This window comes from Celeribacter sp., from assembly GCF_048259695.1.
Classification (GTDB): domain Bacteria; phylum Pseudomonadota; class Alphaproteobacteria; order Rhodobacterales; family Rhodobacteraceae; genus Celeribacter.
Genome location: NZ_JBLXHL010000004.1, coordinates 344,304 through 363,566, shown reverse-complemented (window position 1 = coordinate 363,566; position 19,263 = coordinate 344,304). Strand labels below are relative to the sequence as shown.

At 59.7% G+C, this 19,263-nt stretch carries 19 protein-coding genes and 1 tRNA gene; 14 read left to right on the top strand and 6 right to left on the bottom strand.

Features of this window, described 5'->3' with window-relative positions; all coding sequences use genetic code 11:
• The first annotated feature begins 33 nt into the window (after positions 1 to 33).
• Together ACN0Q0_RS09810 and selD are read left to right on the top strand one after the other, a co-directional pair.
• Entirely contained in the window at positions 34 to 609 is a 576-nt protein-coding gene (locus ACN0Q0_RS09810) for a pyridoxamine 5'-phosphate oxidase family protein (RefSeq protein ID WP_417243202.1), read from the top strand.
• Between the two features lie 78 nt (positions 610 to 687).
• Entirely contained in the window at positions 688 to 2,895 is a 2,208-nt protein-coding gene (selD, locus tag ACN0Q0_RS09805; RefSeq protein WP_417243201.1) for a selenide, water dikinase SelD, read from the top strand.
• Here selD and mnmH read toward each other — a convergent pair.
• The 3 genes from mnmH to ACN0Q0_RS09790 all read right to left on the bottom strand — a co-directional run bounded on the left by mnmH (position 2,873) and on the right by ACN0Q0_RS09790 (position 4,775).
• Positions 2,873 to 3,928, bottom strand: a complete 1,056-nt coding sequence (gene mnmH / locus ACN0Q0_RS09800) for a tRNA 2-selenouridine(34) synthase MnmH (protein WP_417243200.1) — start codon at positions 3,926 to 3,928, stop codon at positions 2,873 to 2,875. The genes selD and mnmH overlap by 23 nt on opposite strands.
• Positions 3,929 to 4,083: 155 nt before the next feature.
• Positions 4,084 to 4,170 (bottom strand) — tRNA-Leu (locus ACN0Q0_RS09795).
• A 68-nt stretch (positions 4,171 to 4,238) separates the two neighbouring features.
• Positions 4,239 to 4,775, bottom strand: a complete 537-nt coding sequence (locus ACN0Q0_RS09790; RefSeq protein WP_417243199.1) for a DUF2306 domain-containing protein — start codon at positions 4,773 to 4,775, stop codon at positions 4,239 to 4,241.
• A 131-nt stretch (positions 4,776 to 4,906) separates the two neighbouring features.
• Between ACN0Q0_RS09790 and ACN0Q0_RS09785 the strand changes: the two genes are divergently transcribed.
• Both ACN0Q0_RS09785 and lipB read left to right on the top strand, forming a co-directional pair.
• Positions 4,907 to 5,683: a LytTR family DNA-binding domain-containing protein gene (locus ACN0Q0_RS09785; protein WP_417243198.1), complete on the top strand. Its 777-nt coding sequence runs from the start codon at positions 4,907 to 4,909 to the stop codon at positions 5,681 to 5,683.
• A gap of 13 nt (positions 5,684 to 5,696) precedes the next feature.
• Positions 5,697 to 6,356, top strand: coding sequence for a lipoyl(octanoyl) transferase LipB (gene lipB / locus ACN0Q0_RS09780; RefSeq protein ID WP_417243197.1), 660 nt, complete (start codon positions 5,697 to 5,699; stop codon positions 6,354 to 6,356).
• 35 nt (positions 6,357 to 6,391) lie between these two features.
• Here lipB and ACN0Q0_RS09775 read toward each other — a convergent pair whose 3' ends face one another.
• Complete coding sequence (locus tag ACN0Q0_RS09775; protein WP_417243196.1) at positions 6,392 to 7,072, bottom strand: outer membrane protein; 681 nt, start codon at positions 7,070 to 7,072, stop codon at positions 6,392 to 6,394.
• 242 nt (positions 7,073 to 7,314) lie between these two features.
• Between ACN0Q0_RS09775 and ACN0Q0_RS09770 the strand changes: the two genes are divergently transcribed.
• The 8 genes from ACN0Q0_RS09770 (at position 7,315) to ACN0Q0_RS09735 (ending at position 14,202) form a co-directional block, all read left to right on the top strand.
• Entirely contained in the window at positions 7,315 to 7,713 is a 399-nt protein-coding gene (locus ACN0Q0_RS09770) for a c-type cytochrome (RefSeq protein WP_417243195.1), read from the top strand.
• Positions 7,714 to 8,024: 311 nt separating this feature from the next.
• Positions 8,025 to 9,683 carry a cytochrome c oxidase subunit 1 gene (locus ACN0Q0_RS09765; RefSeq protein WP_417243194.1) on the top strand — a complete coding sequence of 553 codons (1,659 nt, stop codon included), beginning with the start codon at positions 8,025 to 8,027 and terminating at the stop codon, positions 9,681 to 9,683.
• A gap of 129 nt (positions 9,684 to 9,812) precedes the next feature.
• Positions 9,813 to 10,262: a hypothetical protein gene (locus ACN0Q0_RS09760; RefSeq protein WP_417243193.1), complete on the top strand. Its 450-nt coding sequence runs from the start codon at positions 9,813 to 9,815 to the stop codon at positions 10,260 to 10,262.
• A gap of 4 nt (positions 10,263 to 10,266) precedes the next feature.
• Positions 10,267 to 10,698: a bleomycin resistance protein gene (locus tag ACN0Q0_RS09755; RefSeq protein ID WP_417243192.1), complete on the top strand. Its 432-nt coding sequence runs from the start codon at positions 10,267 to 10,269 to the stop codon at positions 10,696 to 10,698.
• Positions 10,699 to 10,774: 76 nt separating this feature from the next.
• Positions 10,775 to 11,383: a DUF2244 domain-containing protein gene (locus ACN0Q0_RS09750; RefSeq protein WP_417243191.1), complete on the top strand. Its 609-nt coding sequence runs from the start codon at positions 10,775 to 10,777 to the stop codon at positions 11,381 to 11,383.
• 207 nt (positions 11,384 to 11,590) lie between these two features.
• Entirely contained in the window at positions 11,591 to 12,232 is a 642-nt protein-coding gene (locus ACN0Q0_RS09745) for a PEBP family protein (RefSeq protein WP_417243190.1), read from the top strand.
• Positions 12,233 to 12,283: 51 nt separating this feature from the next.
• Entirely contained in the window at positions 12,284 to 12,817 is a 534-nt protein-coding gene (locus ACN0Q0_RS09740) for a ricin-type beta-trefoil lectin domain protein (protein WP_417243189.1), read from the top strand.
• Between the two features lie 236 nt (positions 12,818 to 13,053).
• Positions 13,054 to 14,202, top strand: a complete 1,149-nt coding sequence (locus ACN0Q0_RS09735) for a Hint domain-containing protein (RefSeq protein ID WP_417243188.1) — start codon at positions 13,054 to 13,056, stop codon at positions 14,200 to 14,202.
• A 71-nt stretch (positions 14,203 to 14,273) separates the two neighbouring features.
• Here the strand turns inward: ACN0Q0_RS09735 and ACN0Q0_RS09730 are convergent, their stop codons facing one another.
• Together ACN0Q0_RS09730 and ACN0Q0_RS09725 are read right to left on the bottom strand one after the other, a co-directional pair.
• Complete coding sequence (locus ACN0Q0_RS09730) at positions 14,274 to 15,416, bottom strand: HPP family protein (protein WP_417243187.1); 1,143 nt, start codon at positions 15,414 to 15,416, stop codon at positions 14,274 to 14,276.
• A gap of 311 nt (positions 15,417 to 15,727) precedes the next feature.
• On the bottom strand, positions 15,728 to 16,573 hold the full coding sequence (locus ACN0Q0_RS09725; protein ID WP_417243186.1) for a LysR substrate-binding domain-containing protein: 846 nt from the start codon (positions 16,571 to 16,573) through the stop codon (positions 15,728 to 15,730).
• A 162-nt stretch (positions 16,574 to 16,735) separates the two neighbouring features.
• Between ACN0Q0_RS09725 and ACN0Q0_RS09720 the strand changes: the two genes are divergently transcribed.
• Complete coding sequence (locus ACN0Q0_RS09720) at positions 16,736 to 17,914, top strand: MFS transporter (protein ID WP_417243185.1); 1,179 nt, start codon at positions 16,736 to 16,738, stop codon at positions 17,912 to 17,914.
• Positions 17,915 to 18,220: 306 nt separating this feature from the next.
• A complete protein-coding gene (locus ACN0Q0_RS09715; protein WP_417243184.1) occupies positions 18,221 to 19,258 on the top strand; it encodes an efflux RND transporter periplasmic adaptor subunit in 1,038 nt (345 codons plus the stop codon).
• The last annotated feature ends 5 nt before the right edge of the window (positions 19,259 to 19,263 follow it).

Sequence of the window (19,263 nt, the reverse complement as noted above, 5' to 3'; positions counted from 1 at the left end):
GCATCCAAGCGCCCCGCACGGCAGGGTCTGTTCATGAATGATGCAGATTTACCCACATGGACCCTCGACCTCGCGCAGCTTTTCAACGCAAGTTGGGCGGTATTGTTGCCGCAATCCGTGTCCAACCGTGTCGACGCACGCCTGGCCACTCTGGCCACGCTTGGCGCGGATGGCGCCCCCGAGGCGCGGGGCGTGGTGTTGCGGGCCGCCGATCCTGCGCGATGCACGATTGACATCTTTACCGATGCGTCCACCCGCAAATGCGCCGAGATTGCCACTGATCCGCGTGCGGCCCTGACGCTGTGGCGCGAGGACGTGTTGTTGCAACTGCGGCTGCGCGGCACAATCGCGGTGATCGAGGGGCCACAGGCGCAAGCGGCATGGGCCGGCCTGAGTGATCGCGCCCTGCCCGATTATGGCGTCACACCCGCCCCCGGCACGCCGATCACCGCACCCGATGCCTACACCCGCACGCCCGACGCCGCCCGTTTTGCGATTTTACGCCTGACGGTCGACACGATGGATGTCGTCTCGCTCAACCGTCCGACCCATAGCCGTGCGGTTTATGAGCGCCGTGATGGATGGCGCGGACAGTGGTGTGCGCCCTGAACGAACGATGGCCCGCATTAACATCTTTGAAGACCTCCCCGTGCCACACTGACCTGACGCACCACAGAAAGCCGCCCCATGCAAGACTTCCCCCTGACCCGCGACCTTGTCCTGATTGGCGGTGGACATACCCATGCGCTTGTTCTCAAACGGTGGGGGATGAAACCGCTCGCAGGTGTGCGGGTGACGGTCATCAACCCCGGCGCGGTCGCCGCCTATTCAGGCATGTTGCCGGGCTTTGTGGCGGGGCATTACGCCCGTACAGATCTGGAACTGGACCTGCTGCGCCTCGCGCGGTTCGCGGGTGCGCGCGCCGTTTTGGGCCGCGCCACGGGGATCGACCGCAAACGCAAACTGATCCACGTCGAGGGCCGCCCGCCGGTCCATTACGATGTGGCCTCCATCGACATCGGGATCACCTCCGATATGCCCGATCTCGCGGGCTTTACCGATCACGCGATTGCCGCCAAACCGCTCGACCGGTTTGCCACACAGTGGGACAACTACCGCGCCGCCGTCCGCGCAGGCCGGACCCCGCCGCAGATGTGCGTTATCGGTGGCGGGGTGGCAGGGGCCGAATTGGCGATGGCGATGGCCCATGCGCTCAAAGGCACGGACGGGCTGAGCGTCTCCCTGATTGATCGCGGCGCCATACTGGAGGAATTCCGCGCCCCTACGCGCACCGCGCTTTTGACCGCGCTCACAGATGCGGGCGTCACGCTTTTGCCCGACACGGCGGTGGGACAGGTCGGAGCGCAGAGCCTGACCCTGACCGATGGCAGCACCATTGCCTCACATTTCACCCTCGGCGCTGCGGGTGCGCGCCCCTATGCGTGGCTTGCCGACACCGATCTGACCATTGTGCAGGGCTATGTGCGTGTCGGGCCGACCTTGCAGTCGTCGGATCCCACCATTTTCGCGGCGGGCGATTGCGCCCATCTGGCCCATGCGCCCCGCCCCAAAGCGGGGGTATTTGCCGTGCGCGAGGCGCCTGTGTTGTTCGACAACCTGCGCATTGTACTGTCCGAACAGCGCGGCGCGGTAAAAAAGAGCCTGTACCATCCGCAAAAAGATTATCTCAAACTGATCTCGCTTGGCGGCAAATCCGCCTTGGCCGACAAGAACGGACTGCGCCTCAAAGGTCGCGTGATGTGGCGGTGGAAAGACAGCATCGACCGCAAATTCATGGCCGGTCTGAAAAACCTCAACCCGATGCGCCCGCCCGTCCTGCCCGATGTCGTGGCCGCGGGGCTGCGCGATGAGGTCGAGGGCAAAAAGCCGATGTGCGGTGCCTGCGGTGCCAAAGTCGGCGGGGATATTCTTTCGCGTGTGCTGCGCGATGACACAGGACCAAAGCGCGCCGATGTGACCCGCCTTGCGGGCGATGACGCCGCTGTGCTGACCCACGGCAAGGTCCACGGCGGCCAAGCCCAAGTGATCTCCGTCGACCATTTGCGTGCCTTTATTCCCGATCCCGTCCTGATGACGCAGATCACCGCCATTCACGCCCTTGGCGATGTCTGGTCGATGGGGGCCGCACCGCAATCGGCACTGGCCACCGTGACCCTGCCCCGCTTGTCCCCGCCCCTCCAACAGGCATGGCTGTCCGAAATCATGGCCGCCGCGCGCGCGGTATTTGCCGCCGAGGGCGCCGAAATCATCGGCGGGCATACCGCCATGGGCGCGGAGTTGTCCATCGGGTTCACCGTCACGGGGCTGACCGACACGCCCATCACCCTTGCGGGGGCCAAGGCGGGCGACCGGATCATTCTCACCAAGCCCGTCGGCACGGGCGTGTTGCTCGCCGCCGAAATGGCGATGCAGGCCAACGGGCGCGATGTCGCCGCCGCCTATGCGTCGATGGCGCAATCCTCCGGCAAGGCCGCACGGATATTGAACGGTGCGCATGCGATGACGGATGTGACGGGATTCGGCCTTGCGGGGCATCTGCTCGGGATCTGTCGCGCAAGCGGCGTCAGCGCGTCCATCACCCTGTCACATATCCCGCTGTTGGACGGCGCATTGGCGTTGTCGCAATCGGGAGTGGCCTCGACCATCGCGCCCGCCAATCGCGCCTATGCCGCGGAATATGACGGACCCGACGATGCGATGGGCAATTTGTTGTTCGATCCGCAAACCGCCGGCGGGTTGCTTGCCTGTGTCGGGGCCGCGGGGGCGGACAACCTTGTAAAGAAACTGAAAAAAGCCGGTTATGAGGCGGCAATCATCGGGGAAATAACCAAGGACAGCGCACAGGACGCGATCACCCTGACAGCGACGCCATAACCTTTATCACTTCGCCCGCCGCCTCGTCACGCGCCGCCACATCCATGTCGCACAGATCAATCGTCGCCGAGACAACAGGGGTGTGTTTGGCCCGTGAACGCGTATAGCGCGGGTCATAATGCTGTGCCATCAACCCGCCCGCGAGATCGACAAAATTGCCCGTCCGCGCAAGGTCTTTCCACGCATCAACACGCTCATACCCCTGAAACGGGACCAGTTTTGTAAGCAGCTTTTCAAGCAAATGCGCATCGTGGACGATGTCGGCATAGGCCTGTGCGAGGTAGCCCGCGCGGCTCGACAGTGGGGCTGTCACCTCGATGCGCGGCGCGGCGCACATCACCGCCCAAACCGAGGACGGCACCGAGACCTGACCAATGCGCGAACTTTCCGCCTCAACCAAAGTGGGTTTCGCAGGATCCAGTTTGGACAGCTCCACCGCCAGAGCACTCTCGAACGCCTTTTGCGCAGGCTGCGTGCCGAGACCGCCAAAGATCGAGCCGCGATGATTGGCCAGACCTTCGAGGTCAAGCACCTGACCGCCTTGCGCTTTGACGCGGGCAATCAGGTCGGTTTTGGCCGTACCGGTGTTGCCGTCGATCAAAACAAACCGATGGGGCAGCGGGTCATCATACAGGGTTTTGACGACCAGACGCCGCCACGATTTATATCCGCCCTCGACCACCTCCACGCGCCACCCGATCTGGCGCAGGATCGTCGCGAACGCGTTCGAGCGCTGTCCACCGCGCCAACAATAGACCAACGGTTGCCAATTGCCCTCATAGTCCGCCAATGGCCCCTCGATATGCGCGGCGGCATTGCGGGCCACCAAAGCGCCCCCGATCTTTCGGGCAAGAAAGGGCGATTGCTGGACATAGATCGTCCCGACCCGGGCGCGTTCGGCGTCATCGAGAACCGGCAGGTTGATCGCACCGGGCACATGGTCATGCGCAAATTCGGCGGGGGCGCGCACGTCGATGATCGTGTCAAACGGGGCCGCGAGAAAATCGGCAATGGATGCGAAGGTTTGGCTCATAGAAGGTGTTTAGCCCCTTTCACGTCACACGAACAGGGCCGAGATCAATGTGGCAACCGGTGTGGTGAAACGCCTGCATCCCCCCGAAGTCCGCCCAAAGAAAAAGCCCCGACCAATATGGCAGGGGCTTTTTTCTAAACTCTCCGGAGAGAGAATGGTGCGGTCGAGAAGACTCGAACTTCCACGGGTGTTACCCCACAGCGACCTCAACGCTGCGCGTCTACCAATTCCGCCACGACCGCACTGTCTAGGCTTGGTGAGGGGTTCTCTAATGAATGTTCAAATGAGCCGCAAGCACTAATTCGAAGTTTTAGAGGGAAAGTTCAGACACCCGTTGCGCCCCGTGCCGCGCGCCACCCGCGGTGGGCGCCTCGCGGCGGATTTCACGCCACACCCCCAGGGCAATAAAGGCCAGGCCAAGGGCGATCACGACCCATCCCCATTGCCGCGCCTCGTCCATAAAGATGCGGTTGGTGATGCGGCCCGGGAGGAAATTGAACACCCCCGCCACCACCAAGCCGCGCCAGTAGAGATTGCGCATGGTTTTCTCGTGGCCCACGCGGTGGCCCGCAATCGCATGAGCCACGCCCGAATAGAGCGACCACAGCGCAAAGAGCGACAACAGGTGCAGCGCCGAGAACGGCCCGATCAGTCCGAACCCCGAAATGCCAAAGGACGACAGGGCGGCCAGTGCCATGGCCACCGCCCACACATATCCCAACGTTTTATGCAAACGGTCACGACGGCGGCGATATATCACCACGGGGCCAAGCACGATGGCGACACAGGCCGCAGAGGCATGGAGTTGGATAACGGGGGCAGCGGCAAGAAACGGGTCCAGAGACATGGGGGGCCTTTCGGTGGGCGCTCGAATGCGCGGTATCGGATGGGACCGAGGGGAGACACGGCGACGGGATGACCTAGACAACCCCCCGCCTGTCGTGCCATTTGAATTGCGCGAAATAAGGGGTTTGCTTCGTGAGTGACGGGAAAACGCAAGTCGCGCTTCGTGAATGGCGGGCGTATATGACACGGCGGGAGACGCTTCTGGCGCTCGCGGGTGTGAGCGTGTTTGTCACTCTGGCCGCCCCGTTCAATTCGGGCGCGTTGCTCGGCTTTGGCCCGCGCCTCGTGTATTGGGCCGCGATGGTGAGCCTGACCTTTGCCGCCGGATCGCTGATCACCCTTACGCTCAAACCAGGTCTGGGCGCCCTGCCCTTTGCGTTTCGGGTCTTTACGCTCGGGATACTGACAAGCCTCGGTGTGTTGGCGGTGGTTGTGGTCATCAATGCGATGGCATTCGGGTGGGTACCACCCGCACGCGACTGGCCGCTGTTTGCGGCGACTTTGGTCGGGATGACCCTTCTCATCACCGCCGCGTTTCAGTATTTCGACACCAGAATGCGCACGGATCAAAACCATCCCCCCCGCGCAGGCGTGCCAATTCTGGACCGCGTGCCGATCGAGAAACGTGGGGCTCTTGTGGCGCTTTCGGTCGAGGATCATTATGTGCGGGTGCGCACCAGCACGGGCGAGGCGTTGATCCTCATGCGCCTTGGCGATGCTGTGCGCGAGGTTGGCGAGACGACACGCGGCGCGCAGGTGCATCGCTCCCACTGGGCGGCCTTTGATCAGGTCACGGGGGTGCGCCGCGATGGCGACCGCGCGATCCTGAGCATGACAACAGGCGACGACATCCCCGTGAGCCGCACCAACATCAAGACACTTAAGGAGGCGGGGCTACTGCCGCGCTAAAGGAGCAATTGCAATGGTCGAATGGCGCAGAACACCGGGCCTCACCGATTACGACGATGCCGTGGCACAGATGGAGGCCCGCGCCGATGCGATTGCGCGGGGCGAGGCCGATGAGCTGATCTGGCTCGTCGAACACCCGCCCCTCTATACCGCAGGCACCTCCGCCAAGATCGAAGACCTCGTCGATCCCGACCGCTTTCCCGTCTACGCGAGCAAACGTGGCGGGCAATATACCTACCACGGTCCGGGGCAACGGGTGGCCTATGCCATGCTTGATGTGGGCAAGCGCGGCAAGGACGTGCGCAAATTCGTGGCCGATATGGAAGCGTGGGTGATTGCCGCGCTTGCGGAGTTCAACGTTCACGGCGAAATCCGTGACGGACGGGTCGGGGTCTGGGTGGTGCGCGACGACAAACCGCTCACCGCCACCGGCGCCAAACCCGAGGACAAGATTGCCGCCATCGGCTTGCGCATCCGCAAATGGGTGTCGTTTCACGGGCTGTCTATCAACGTCGAACCCGACCTGAGCCACTTCGGTGGCATCGTGCCGTGCGGGATCACCGAGCACGGCGTGACCTCGCTGGTCGATCTGGGCCTCCCTGTGACAATGGATGACGTGGATGTGGCGCTCGAACGCGGGTTTGACGCGGTGTTCGGCGCGCGCAAAGGCTGAACGCGCGCCAAAACCGCCATCAGACCAAAACGCCATCAGAATTGTAGGCCGATGCCCAAAGACACCGTGTCAAAAGTGTAATGATGGGTACCAGGGCTTATCGTTGTCGTGGTGTTCGGGAACCCCATCGACGGGTTGGAGGCCGAAAAGTCGTTATAGTGGCGGGCCTCGAGTTGGGCGAACCAACCTGTGTCGATCTGATAGGCGACACCGATCCCGACATAGCTTGTGGTCACGCCGTCATGAAACGTGATCGTATCCGCAGGCGAGAACACATTGACATCAAGTTGCATGTCCATCCGCGCCACACCTGCCGAAGCAAAGAACAACGCGGATCCCTGCGCCACGCCCCCCCGCAGGCCGAGGGAGGCAACACTATCGGTCGAAATGTCCATCGACGAGCTCCCGGCACCGTGTGCGAAACTGCCGCCTGACCCCAAGCCGGTCATATAGCTGGCCTCGACCCCCCAAACGAAACTGTCCTTTTGAAAGGCGTAGCCAACAAAGGCGCCGCCGATTGCGGGATTGGAGTCGGCGGTGCCATAGGGCGCAGAGCCGAGGGGGGTAAACTGGCCATCCGATTGCGACTTTGCGATCACGGCCCCGCCATACCATCCGTCCCACGCCGGTTGCGCCAGAACCGCAGCCGGTTGTAGTCCGAGCAAAACTCCGACAACCAACCCCGTGTAGCGCGCCTGTCTGAATGTCTGGCCCATAGCGTCCTCCTGTCGTTCGGGGTCCAAATGACCCAACCGCTGAGGAGTCTACCCGTAAAGCGCGGGGCGGTCCTTGATCCGGGGGGCGCGATAAATGCACGGCTTTGGCGGATTTCATCCTATCGGGGCGGGTCACAGCGGCCAATCCGTGCCGGCCTTCACTCCTGTGAGAGTGCAAACCTGTATTTTTAACCTGTTCGCCCTAATATGTGTACAAACACTGCGTTCAAAGGAATCCCGATATGACCAAACTTCTCGCCCTGACCGCCGTCGCCCTGATGGCCACCTCCACCACCGCCGTCGCAGGCGATGCCGCCGCCGGTGAAGCGGACTTCAAGAAATGCAAATCCTGCCACATGATCGCGGACGGCGACACCGACATCGTGAAGGGCGGCAAGACCGGTCCGAACCTGTTCGGCATCGTCGGGCGCACCGCAGGCACCTCCGAGGGCTTCAAATACGGCGACAGCATCGTGGCCGCCGGCGCGGCCGGTCTGGTCTGGACCGAGGCCCTGATTGTTGAATATGTCGCGGACCCCAAGGCGTTTCTGTCAGACCGGTTGGGAGAGTCCGCAAAATCGAAAATGACATTCAAACTGAAAGACGGCGCGGACATCGCCGCCTATCTGGCCTCGTTCTAACCGCACACGGGACACGCCACCCCACCCGATCATGCCGCCGCACCCGCAGGGGGCGGCGGTTTGTGTTTGAACGGTGGACTGCGCCATGACCGGCGGCGAACAGGCATCGAACGGGCCGCAGGCGCACAGCTGCTTGGGATGCGATGGTCCAATTGCAAGCCATACGCGGTAATTTTCTGCGTTTGGGGCGCGTTGACACATTGCGCACGCGGACATGACCCAGTAAACATATTCTAATTCCGCCTACTGACTCCTGAGCAAAAGGGGCGGCGGAGCAAACGCATAAGACGCACATAAATCGGGAGGACCGCATGGCAGACGCAGCCATTCACGGCCACGGGCACGAAGACAACCGCGGGTTCTTTACTCGTTGGTTCATGTCGACCAACCACAAGGATATCGGTATCCTTTATCTGTTCACAGCTGCGGCTGTGGGCTTCATCTCCGTTTGTTTCACCGTATTCATGCGCCTCGAGCTCATGGAACCCGGTGTCCAGTACATGTGTATGGAAGGTCTTCTGGCCAACCCCTGTACGCCAAACGGCCACCTCTGGAACGTTATGATCACCTATCACGGTGTGCTGATGATGTTCTTTGTGGTGATCCCTGCGCTGTTCGGCGGCTTTGGCAACTACTTCATGCCGCTGCAAATCGGCGCTCCGGACATGGCGTTCCCGCGCCTCAATAACCTGTCCTACTGGTTGTTCGTCGCAGGTGTTGGCCTTGGCATTGCATCCATGTTGGCTCCCGGCGGCAACGGTCAGCTCGGCTCGGGCGTGGGTTGGGTTCTCTATCCGCCGCTCTCGACCAACGAAGGCGGCTATTCGATGGATCTGGCGATTTTCGCGGTTCACGTCTCCGGCGCCTCGTCGATTCTCGGTGCGATCAACATGATCACCACCTTCCTCAACATGCGCACGCCGGGCATGACAATGTTCAAAGTGCCGCTGTTTGCATGGTCGATCTTTGTCACCGCATGGCTGATCTTGCTGTCCCTGCCCGTTCTGGCAGGCGCCATCACCATGTTGTTGACCGATCGCAACTTCAACACCCAGTTCTTCCAACCGGGCGGCGGCGGCGATCCGATCTTGTACCAACACATCTTGTGGTTCTTTGGTCACCCCGAAGTGTACATCGTGGTTCTTCCCGGCTTTGGTCTGGTGTCCCACATCATCGCAACCTTCTCGCGCAAATCCATCTTCGGCTACCTGCCAATGGTTTGGGCGCTGATCGCGATCGGTGTTCTGGGCTTCGTTGTGTGGGCGCACCACATGTATACCGTCGGGATGTCTCTCACACAGCAGTCCTACTTCATGCTCGCCACGATGGTAATCGCGGTGCCGACAGGGGTGAAAATCTTCTCGTGGATCGCAACCATGTGGGGCGGCTCGGTCGAGTTCAAAACGCCAATGCTCTTTGCATTCGGCTTCTTGATCCTCTTCACAATCGGCGGCGTCACAGGCATCGTTCTGTCGCAACCGGGTGTGGACCGTGCCTATCACGACACCTACTACGTTGTGGCACACTTCCACTACACCATGTCGATGGGGGCCGCCTTTACCATCTTTGCCGGTATCTATTTCTACATCGGCAAAATGTCAGGGCGCCAGTATCCCGAGTTCTGGGGTAAGGTTCACTTCTGGATGTTCTTTGTCGGTGTAAACCTGACCTTCTTCCCACAGCACTTCCTGGGTCGTCAGGGCATGCCACGCCGCTACATCGACTATCCTGAAGCCTTCGCTTACTGGAACTATGTCTCTTCGTGGGGCGCTCTTCTCTCCTTCGCATCCTTCCTGCTGTTTATCGGCATCGTGTTCTACACGCTGCTCGCAGGCAAGCGCGTGACAGAGAACAACTACTGGAACGAGTACGCAGATACACTCGAGTGGACCCTGCCATGCCCACCACCAGAGCACACGTTCGAAACATTGCCCAAGCAAGAAGACTGGGACAAAGGCCATGCCCATTAATCGGGTTCGCCTGACGCTCCGCTGATCTTGTCAGAGCGTTAACTGTTAAGAGTTAAGGAAGACCTCGCCACGGCGGGGTCTTTTTTTGCCCTAATTCCCCTGCTACCCATTGGCGCAAAGGAGACCGTCATGGTGGCACTGTTTGCAAAATTTCTGGATCGGGGAGCGCCACCAAAGTCGTCGCACCTGTCGGCCTTTTGGCACCCTGCGCAATTCTCCAAGCTGTTTGACGCAAAAACGGGCAAGACCAATGTGGCCATGCTCATCACCTCACCCGAACAATTGTTCGAAATGGACCGCCCCGACCCCACCGATATCGACGCCCTCGCCCAAGAGATCGACCGCTACGTGCGCACGAAATGGGCCGCCGTCGAGGCGGGCAAAGCCGCACGGATGTTTGTCGATAGCCCCGTGTCCAATTTCGTCGTGATTCTCGAACATGCCGCCCTTGGCGCCTATGCCACCCGCACACAACGGGTGCAGGCGATCTATGGCTTTGACGGCATTACCATCGGCGCGCTCAAACCCTCCGGTCATACCTTTGATGATGATAGTGTCGAGCAATGCGTGACGGTGTGACGGAGTGACCGTCCCCCCTGCCCTTATTCCAGAGTTCGCGGTGTCGGACTGGCGCAGGTCGCGTGCCTTTTATTGCGACTTGCTCGGGTTCACTGTCGACTACGCCCGCCCCGAGGAGGGCTTTGTCATGTTGGAGCTTGGGGATGCGCGGCTTATGATTGACCAAATCGGCACAGGTCGCACCTTTGACGACAGGCATTTGCCCCAAAGTTACCCGTTCGGGCGCGGATTAAACGTGCAAATCAATGTCCCCGCCGTTCAGCCCATTCTTGATCGCCTTGCGCAGGTGGACCATCCGCTCTTGCTGCCCCTCGAAGAGACTTGGTATCGCAAAGGTACCGAGGAGCTTGGCCAACGTCAGTTCGTGGTCGCCGATCCAGATGGATATCTGTTGCGGCTGTGTGAAGACTTGGGGGCGCGACCTGCGACCCGCTAACCCTTTACGGCGCAGACCCGCACGCTACACTCGTCCCGAAGAAAAACACAATCGCACCCGAACGCACCGCACACCCATGCCCTATCTCTGGACCCCTGCCCATACCGCGCCCCTGCCGCCGATCCCCATCGCGCAGCCACCCGACGGTCATGCCCACACGCCCCCCGCGCCCGTTCTGCGGCTCGAAATCTGGCCGCACAGGTCGCTGCCGTCTAAAGGGTTTTCGGCCACCATCTGGCTCATGTTTGTGGCGGGACTTGTCCCTGTTGTCCCCTTCATCGGCACCACGGCGTTCTGGGTTTTATTGCTGTGCATGATGAGCGTTCTGGCCGCACTTTGGACTGCGCTGCGCAAATCCGATCGCGATTTGTTACGCGAAGAGGTGTTGATCTGGCACGACCGCATCACGTTGACCCATTGGACCGCAAAGGGCGTGCGGTTCGATTGGGCGGCCAACCCCTATTGGGTCAAACTCAGCCTGATCCCCGACGGCAAAGTCGAACAATATCTCACGCTCAAAGGCCGCAGCCCCCATCAGGCGGACCCGGTCCCGACACAGAACGACCACACCCGCGAAGTCGAACTCGGCGCGTTTTTGAGCCCCGAGGAACGCCTCGCCTTGCGCGGGGATCTCGAACTGGTCCTGGGGCGCTTGCGCGACCTGCCGCACGCATCCCCCCGCTGACCCGCAACACAAAGGGAACACCGGCCCGTTGCGCCCGCGAAACCGGAATTGCACAGGCCCCACACCGCACACACAGGGGCCACGGGCCAAGATACCGAAGCGGGCCGCGGCCCAACCGGTCCCTGTTCAAAATAAATCACTGTTTGTGCGCCGGATTTTCCTCGCCGCTGCGTTAAAGGTGCAACCCATGCGAAAAGGACCACCACAATGCGCACAGCACTTTATACACTCGCCTCACTTTGCCTCTCGGCGGGCGCCGTTCAGGCGGACACCTATAGCGCGGAGGTCTGGGCCGATAACTGGTTCGAGATGCGCATAAACGGTGCGCAAGTGGCCGAGGACAGTGTCCCCATCACCACGGAACGCTCTTTTAACGCTGAACGCTTTACATTCGACGCCGAACCACCCTTTGTCATCGGCCTCGTGGCAAAGGATTTCAAGCAAAACGATACCGGTCTGGAATACATCGGCACACCCCGTCAGCAAATGGGGGATGGCGGCATCATCGTACAGATCAAAGATGCAGCGGGACAAACCGCCGTTGTCAGCGACGCCGCGTGGCAATGCCTTGTCATCCACACGGCACCACTCGACAAGACCTGCGAGGCCGAAAAGGATCCCGTCGCGGGTGCGGGTGTCTGTGCCTTTGACATATCGCCAGAGCCCGAGGGGTGGGATACCGCCGGTTTCGACGCCTCCGACTGGCCACAAGCGCATGTCTACACCGAAGCCGAAGTCAGCCCCAAAATGGGATACGACGAGATTGACTGGGCGGACACTGCCGAATTGATCTGGGGGCCGGACCTTGAGCAAAGCAACACGGTCCTGTGCCGCCTGATGGTCGAATAATCCACGCCACCACCACCCCATAACCACTCATACCACAAAGGAATTTCCTCAATGACACGCCACCGTTTTACCGCCGCCGCGACCGCCGCCCTGTTGATTGCCAACATCGCCCATGCCGAAACCGTCGAGATCAACCTCGTCGACATGCTCGATAATATTCAGGACGGTTACTGCGTGGATATTGCGGGAGGGCAAGGTGCAAATGCCGATCCTGCCAACGGCCTTCAGGGGCACACCTGTTACAGCCCCTCTGGCGAGATTTTCGTCGACCAAGGGTTTGATTCCACGCAATTCGCTGATGGCACGCTCTACATGCCCGAGTTTGACGTCTGCGCCGAGGTCTCCTCGACCCAAGCAGGTGCCACCATCGGCTTGGCCGCCTGTGATGGCAGCGCGGCACAACATTTTGTCTTTTCCGGTGAAGGCACAATTACGCCGGCCGCAGCCCCCGAGATGTGCCTGACACTCGCCGAAAGCACCCGCACAGGGCGCAGCGATACCAACCAGATCAAAGAGCTGAACCTCGCGGCCTGTTCCGATGATCTGGCGGCCTCTCAGGTATGGGGCAACCGTACCGCCGACTAAGGCCATGATGCGAGAATACGACCCCTAGGGCGCCGCGGACAAAACCGGCGCCCTCGCCAACAAGCCCCCGCAAAGACCACCACGGGCATGACGCCGAACATGCCGTCCCTCGACGGGGATTATAATACCCCGTTCCGGTTCTTTCGGATTTTCAGGCAATTTCGCTATGGCTTCACACAATCCCAAGCTTTTTCTGCGACCGTCAGTGGGCATCAACAACATCCACAGAAACAACGATGGCAACGACAAGCACAGTTACAATGTTCTATATCGGCAATTTTGCCGACATGGATACCAACGAAACGGATTCGGATAATGAAAACCCGAATGTTGTTCTGGGTCTTTATGATGCGCTCGAGTTCGTTGAGGTGTCCGAAGTTGACGGGAACGACGATGGCATAATCTACGACGACGAGACAAGCTCAACGGACAGCCTGAGGTATGACATTAGCAGCGGGTCAACGGCAACGGCACTTGATAGCAGTTCGCTGTACAACGCTGAAATCCTGTTGGGTGATGGTTCGACCCTCTTGGTTCCCGTCCTTGTCATTCAGGCCGCCAATGGCGATGTTTTCATCTCCGAATATCCCGCAAATCCACTGGACGGGCTCGCCATCCAGTCGATCAGGTTGGTTAGCCTGAAAACATCCCAAGCGACAGGCATCAACGCGGGAATGTCCGACGTCCAAAACGCTACAATCGTGTGCTATGGCGCGGGGACTTTGATGGCCACCCCAAAGGGCGACATTCCGATAGAGCGCATTCAGCCCGGCGATATGGTCACGACCCTCGATCATGGCCCACAGACCGTCCGGTGGATTCATTGCGACACTCACCCTTTGGATGACGTCGAACCGGAAACAAAGCCGGTTTTAATTTCAGCCAATGCCCTTGGGTCCGGTCGCCCCCTCAACGACATGATTGTATCCCCACAACACCAGATACTGGTCGGTGGCGGCGGCCAGTTGACGGATTGGTTCAAAACAGAGTGTTTTGCACCGGCCAAATCACTGACATCACTCCCCGGCATACGGTACATGAACGGCAAAAAACGGATCACGTGGTATCACTTTGCCTGTGATCGCCACGAGGTCATCACGGCAAACGGGTGCTATTCGGAAAGCCTGCGGCTTGGGCCGATGGTGATGAACGGGCTGACCTGCGAGGACAAACAGGCCCTGACGACCATTTACGGCGCGGCCCTGACACCGGACACAGCCCTGAACGGACCCCCCGCACGGCCCTGTCAGACCGTTGGCGCGGTTCGGCGCCACATCGCCAAACGCATAAAGAAAACCCGGAACCACATGGGAAAAGACGACCTTCGACAGCCTGTTCCACCGCCGCCGAGGTGTCCTTCAGATGCGCAACAGCATCCGTATTAACCGGAAGTTTGCGAATACAGGCTTTGTGAAACCGGCATGAAAACTACGCCGGAGTTCCACAATGCCCGAACTCATTCACTTAGACTTTTGCGTGCCAAAGCGCTGATCAGATCGGTGCGCGTGACAATGCCGATAATTTGACCGCGCTCCAGAACAGGCACGGCGTCGACGGCCCCGTCGGCCATCTGGGGCAGCAGCGCCGACAAGGGGGTATTGGCGGTTGCGCGCGGCCCCCCGACATTCATAACATCTGCGGCTTGCACAGGCATTTCCCGTTGCCGGTCGAGCAGCCGGCTCATCGCCTTGCCAAATCCCCGGTTCAGGCGAAGGCCATCTTCCCGCGCCCTGTCGATCAGGTGGATTTGGAAAATCACGCCCAGAAACCGGTTGGCCTCTCCGACGACCGGAAGCGACGCAAACCGGTGACGGTGAAACAAATCCGCCACCTGCGTCAACGGCGTATCCGGCGCGACAGTAATCAGATTGGACGACATGATATCAGCGGCGGTCGCAGGCCCCGACCGGTTCGCCGCCACCTGTATTTCCGCAGCGCCAAGCAGGCGCGCCAGATCCTCGACACCAAGGTTGAATGACTGCCGGTAGCGATCCAGAATGTCGATCAGTTCCATTTCCGACAATCCAAAGCGCTCCATCGGTTCGGGGTCTTGGGTGCCATGGCTGTTCGGATCATCGAACTGTCGAAATGGATAGTGGCGCCCCGTCATCCGCCCGTAAGCGATGGCTATGAGCACCAACACGACCGAGCCGAGCCCGATTGGCATCAGGGCGAAATAGAACCCCAATTCCTGCACCGTGTCCGGACTCATCGCCACGGTCATTGCGACGGCCCCTGCGGGGGGATGCAACGCACGACACAGGATGATGGCGGTAATGGCGAGCCCCACAGCAAGCGCAATGCGCAAAACGGGATCCTGCACCACCAGACAGACAGCCACACCGACCAAGGCCGCCACAACGTTGCCGACGATCGCGGACCATGGCTGTGCCAAAGGACTGTTGGGAACCGCAAACAAAAGAACCGAACTCGCCCCGAAGGGCGCAACCAGATACAAACCCAGTTTCAGATCGATTGTCGGGGCCAGAACAAATGCTCCGGCCACCGCAAGCCCGATGAAGGCCCCAAGCCCCGCACGCAGGGCCTCTACCGGTGACGTTTTCGCGACAGCGGGACCAAATGAACCAAGATGAAACAAAACAGGACCTTTCCGTTACCGGTCGGCATGTTCTTTCAAAACTCACGCGGATTGACAATGCCTCCTAAAGGGCGCTGTCGGTTCCCTCCATCAAGGTGTCGCTTTGCCACTTGCGGGCATCCGGCCCCCAAGTGCGAGAGGGACCGTTAAACGCGCCGCCGCCGGGGTCGGGGCCGGTCCATCATGGCGCGTAAAAAGATCGGTCACGCTATAAAGGTGTCACAGGCACGATGTCATGGTTCGGGTCGCTCACTTCGCTATAGCCAGCTGCCCGACCACAGCGCCCCCATCGCGCCATGCGCCTGCGGACCCTAATGCCCTGAAAAGGTATCGAGACACCACGACCACACCGCATCCAGCATCGGACGGGGGCGCTGTGACTTTTTGCGGACAAGATAGTAATCCCGATCAGAGCCGCCCCCCGCAGGGCCGACATCGATCAGGCGCCCCGCCTTTAGATCATCCTGAACAAAGGCGCGGCTGACGATCGCCACCCCCTGCCCTGCCAAGGCGGCATCAATCGCCAAAGAGACCTGATTAAAGGTTGGGCCGGGCAAACGGTCCCCCGTGCCAAAATATGTCTGCCAATGGCCATACGCATCGTGCAAAAGCGGCATGGATCGCACGCTGTCCGGCGTCACGGTGCATGGCCCGTCTTTCAAAAGATGCGGGCTACACACCAGAATAAAGTTTTGACGGAACAACAGTTGCGCCTCCTGTTCCGCGGGGAATGGCGGGCGGATTTCACGCACCGCGATATCGACCTGATCACGGTCGAAATCCGTCACCGCCACCGTCGCGATTGTGCGGATATTCACCTCGGGCAGAATGGCGTTCAACGATGGCAGGCTCTGGATCAAAAGCCGGGTTGCAAAGGTCGGCGTGACGCTGATCGTCAAACTCTCGCTGCCACCGCTGACCTGCCCCGTCGCATCCCGCAAAATATCAAAGGCACGTTTCACCTCTGCGTGGTAAATTGCACCCGCAGATGTGAGGGCAACGCCCCGTGGCAGACGTGTGAACAAGGTCTGGCCAAGATGGTCTTCCAACAAACGGATCTGCTGTGCGACGGCGCCTTGCGACACACCAAGATCGTCTGACGCCGCACGAAAATTAAGCCGGCTGCCCGCAGCGGCAAAGGCACGCAACGCGTTCATCGGGGGTAATTTTTTTCGGGTGTCGCGCATGGGGAGCCTGTAGATTTTCTACAGCATATAGCGTTTCGATCTGACGCGAAACCCCTGCCCATATCGGTCATTGTGCGAGGCGATTCATGACCGGTTCAAATTCGGTGCTGCTCCACTCAAAGGATAAAGACGATGACACAACGTGCCGTAATTCTACCGACATCCTATTCCGTGATCCTCGCGGTCAGCGGCACGCACCTGATCAATGACCTGATCCAGTTTTTGCTGCCTGCGCTCTATCCTTTGCTGAAATCACAGTATGCGCTCAGCTATTTCCAACTGGGGCTGTTGACGCTTGCCCAACAAATCACCGCCTGTATTTTGCAGCCTGTTCTGGGGCTTTATGGCGACCTGCGGCCAAAGCCGTACTCGCTTGCCCTGTCTCTCACCATCGTTGCACTCGGCGTCATTCTACTGGCGACAGCGGGATCATTCGAGGGGCTTTTGGTGGCCTCTACCGTTCTGGGTCTCGGCTCTGCGCTATTCCACCCCGAGGCATCGCGTGTGTGCCGGATGGCCTCCGGCGGCCGCCTCGGGTTTGCCCAGTCCAGCTTTCAGGTGGGCGGAAATACCGGCACGGCCCTTGGCCCCTTGGCCGCGGCCTTAATCGTCTTGCCCCTTGGCCAGTTCAGCACGATCTGGTTCGGCCTGCTCGCGGTGTGTGGCATTATCATCCTTTTGTGGGTCGCACGATGGTTCACCCATCATCAACGCATCATGCAGGCCGCCGGTGGCTCCCCCGCAACCGGGCCGGTCCTGCCGCGCAAGCGCCTTATCATTGCTTTCGCCGTGATCGGAGCGCTGTTGCTCAGCAAATTCGTCTATATCGAAACATTTAAGGCCTATTACGTCTTCTTCCTGATTGAAAAATTCGGCCTCGACATCCCCCACGCGCAGGGTCTGTTGTTCGTCTTTCTTGCCGCTGTTGCTTTCGGCACATTTTTCGGCGGCCCTATCGGGGATCGCATTGGCCGCAAAAAGGTCATTTGGGGGTCCATTGTCGGCGCACTTCCCTTTGCCGTCTTGCTACCGCACGCTCCGCTGTGGGTGGCTGTATGCCTCAGCATAATCGTCGGGTTGGTTTTGTCGTCAGCCTTTTCAGCCATCGTCGTCTATGCGCAGGAATTGATGCCACAAAAGGTCGGCATGGTTGCGGGCTTCGTCTTTGGCTTTGCATTCGGGGTCGGGGCGCTCGGCGCCGCCGCACTTGGCGCATTAGCCGACCAGATCGGGATGCAGCAGGTGTTCGGCTCTCTGTCCATGCTTCTATGCCTCGGTTTCCTAACGGTATTTCTACCTGACATCGAATAATCGCATACGGCCGCGGGGCGAATTTGTCCCGCGGCCTCACAGCCATCGCACACCCATCACATCGACGGCACAGCCACGCTTTTGTGGCGGATGGGCCGCAGTATGCGTGAAATCGCCATTGGTCTATGGCGCCTCCATAACGGCTTTCTTGACGTAAAATTAGGAAAGGCCACGTTAGGGATAACTCACAAATGACGCATCGTAATTTGCAACATTTTCGAATGCTCTGGTGTTTTGAAAAATAGCGGAGCACAAAGCCGACTTGGCCCGCAAACGAAAATCTGGATTTGAACGAAGGAGACGCTCGTGAAAGCGCTGATCAGGATCGCAATGCTCATGGCAACCGCCGTGATACCGCTCGGAACGCAGGCAGAACCACTGATCGTTAAAGTCGGAACAGTGACCTCGGAAAATGATCAGGAACGCCGCATTTTTTATGGCCGCGTTGTCGCACGCGAGACGCTTGACCTTGCCTTTCAAGTTGGCGGTCAGATCGTCGAAATGCCGATCGAGGAAGGGGCCTTCATGTCGGCGGGCGATCTGGTTGCCAGAATGGATCAAAAACCATTCGAACTGGCCTTGCAAGATGCAGCAGCCCAACAGACCCAAGCCGCCCGAACCGCAAGCCGCTATCAACAACTTGTCGGAAGTGCGGTTGCACAAAGCAATGTACAGGACGCGGAAACCCAGTTGGAGTTGAGCGAAATCGGGTTGCGCAACGCACAACGGGAACTGGAAAACACAACGCTTCGTGCGCCGTTCGATGCGATTGTGGCGACCCGCCTCGAGCCGAACTTTGCAACGATTTCTGCCGGCACACCTGTGGTCCGGCTTCATGACATGTCGGACCTTCGCATCGAAATCGACGTCCCCGAACAGCTGTTTCAACGTGCCGGTAAAGACACCGATATGACGTTATTTGCCGAATTTGGCGCAAACGAAACGCAATACCCCCTCGAACTCAGGGAATTCAACGCCGAAACGGTTCAGATCGGACAGACCTATACGATCACCCTTGGCATGGAGCCACAGGAGGGATTGAACATTCTGCCCGGGTCATCCGCCAAAGTGACCGCATTCTTGAACACCAACGCCACGCGCATCGAAGTTCCGGCCTCGGCGATCCTCATCGAGAATGACAATTCGACCAGTGTGATGGTCTATACGCCGACGGGGGCATCGGAGGGGACCGTGACCAAGACACCCGTTGAAATCGAACCAACGGACCACGGCAATGTCACGATCCTTTCGGGGTTGGAACCCGGTCAGGACTATGTCGCCATCGGGGCTGGCCGGTTGGCAGATGGTGAAGCCGTGCGCCGGTTCACCGGCTTCGGGGAATAAGGGTC

What these genes read in the sequence shown, in the direction of transcription:
- ACN0Q0_RS09810 (WP_417243202.1), top strand. Translation starts at nt 34, where the DNA reads ATGAATGATGCAGATTTACCCACATGGACCCTCGACCTCGCGCAGCTT.
- selD (WP_417243201.1), top strand. Translation starts at nt 688, where the DNA reads ATGCAAGACTTCCCCCTGACCCGCGACCTTGTCCTGATTGGCGGTGGA.
- mnmH (WP_417243200.1), bottom strand. Translation starts at nt 3,928, where the DNA reads ATGAGCCAAACCTTCGCATCCATTGCCGATTTTCTCGCGGCCCCGTTT.
- ACN0Q0_RS09790 (WP_417243199.1), bottom strand. Translation starts at nt 4,775, where the DNA reads ATGTCTCTGGACCCGTTTCTTGCCGCTGCCCCCGTTATCCAACTCCAT.
- lipB (WP_417243197.1), top strand. Translation starts at nt 5,697, where the DNA reads ATGGTCGAATGGCGCAGAACACCGGGCCTCACCGATTACGACGATGCC.
- ACN0Q0_RS09775 (WP_417243196.1), bottom strand. Translation starts at nt 7,072, where the DNA reads ATGGGCCAGACATTCAGACAGGCGCGCTACACGGGGTTGGTTGTCGGA.
- ACN0Q0_RS09770 (WP_417243195.1), top strand. Translation starts at nt 7,315, where the DNA reads ATGACCAAACTTCTCGCCCTGACCGCCGTCGCCCTGATGGCCACCTCC.
- ACN0Q0_RS09765 (WP_417243194.1), top strand. Translation starts at nt 8,025, where the DNA reads ATGGCAGACGCAGCCATTCACGGCCACGGGCACGAAGACAACCGCGGG.
- ACN0Q0_RS09760 (WP_417243193.1), top strand. Translation starts at nt 9,813, where the DNA reads ATGGTGGCACTGTTTGCAAAATTTCTGGATCGGGGAGCGCCACCAAAG.
- ACN0Q0_RS09750 (WP_417243191.1), top strand. Translation starts at nt 10,775, where the DNA reads ATGCCCTATCTCTGGACCCCTGCCCATACCGCGCCCCTGCCGCCGATC.
- ACN0Q0_RS09745 (WP_417243190.1), top strand. Translation starts at nt 11,591, where the DNA reads ATGCGCACAGCACTTTATACACTCGCCTCACTTTGCCTCTCGGCGGGC.
- ACN0Q0_RS09740 (WP_417243189.1), top strand. Translation starts at nt 12,284, where the DNA reads ATGACACGCCACCGTTTTACCGCCGCCGCGACCGCCGCCCTGTTGATT.
- ACN0Q0_RS09735 (WP_417243188.1), top strand. Translation starts at nt 13,054, where the DNA reads ATGGCAACGACAAGCACAGTTACAATGTTCTATATCGGCAATTTTGCC.
- ACN0Q0_RS09725 (WP_417243186.1), bottom strand. Translation starts at nt 16,573, where the DNA reads ATGAACGCGTTGCGTGCCTTTGCCGCTGCGGGCAGCCGGCTTAATTTT.
- ACN0Q0_RS09720 (WP_417243185.1), top strand. Translation starts at nt 16,736, where the DNA reads ATGACACAACGTGCCGTAATTCTACCGACATCCTATTCCGTGATCCTC.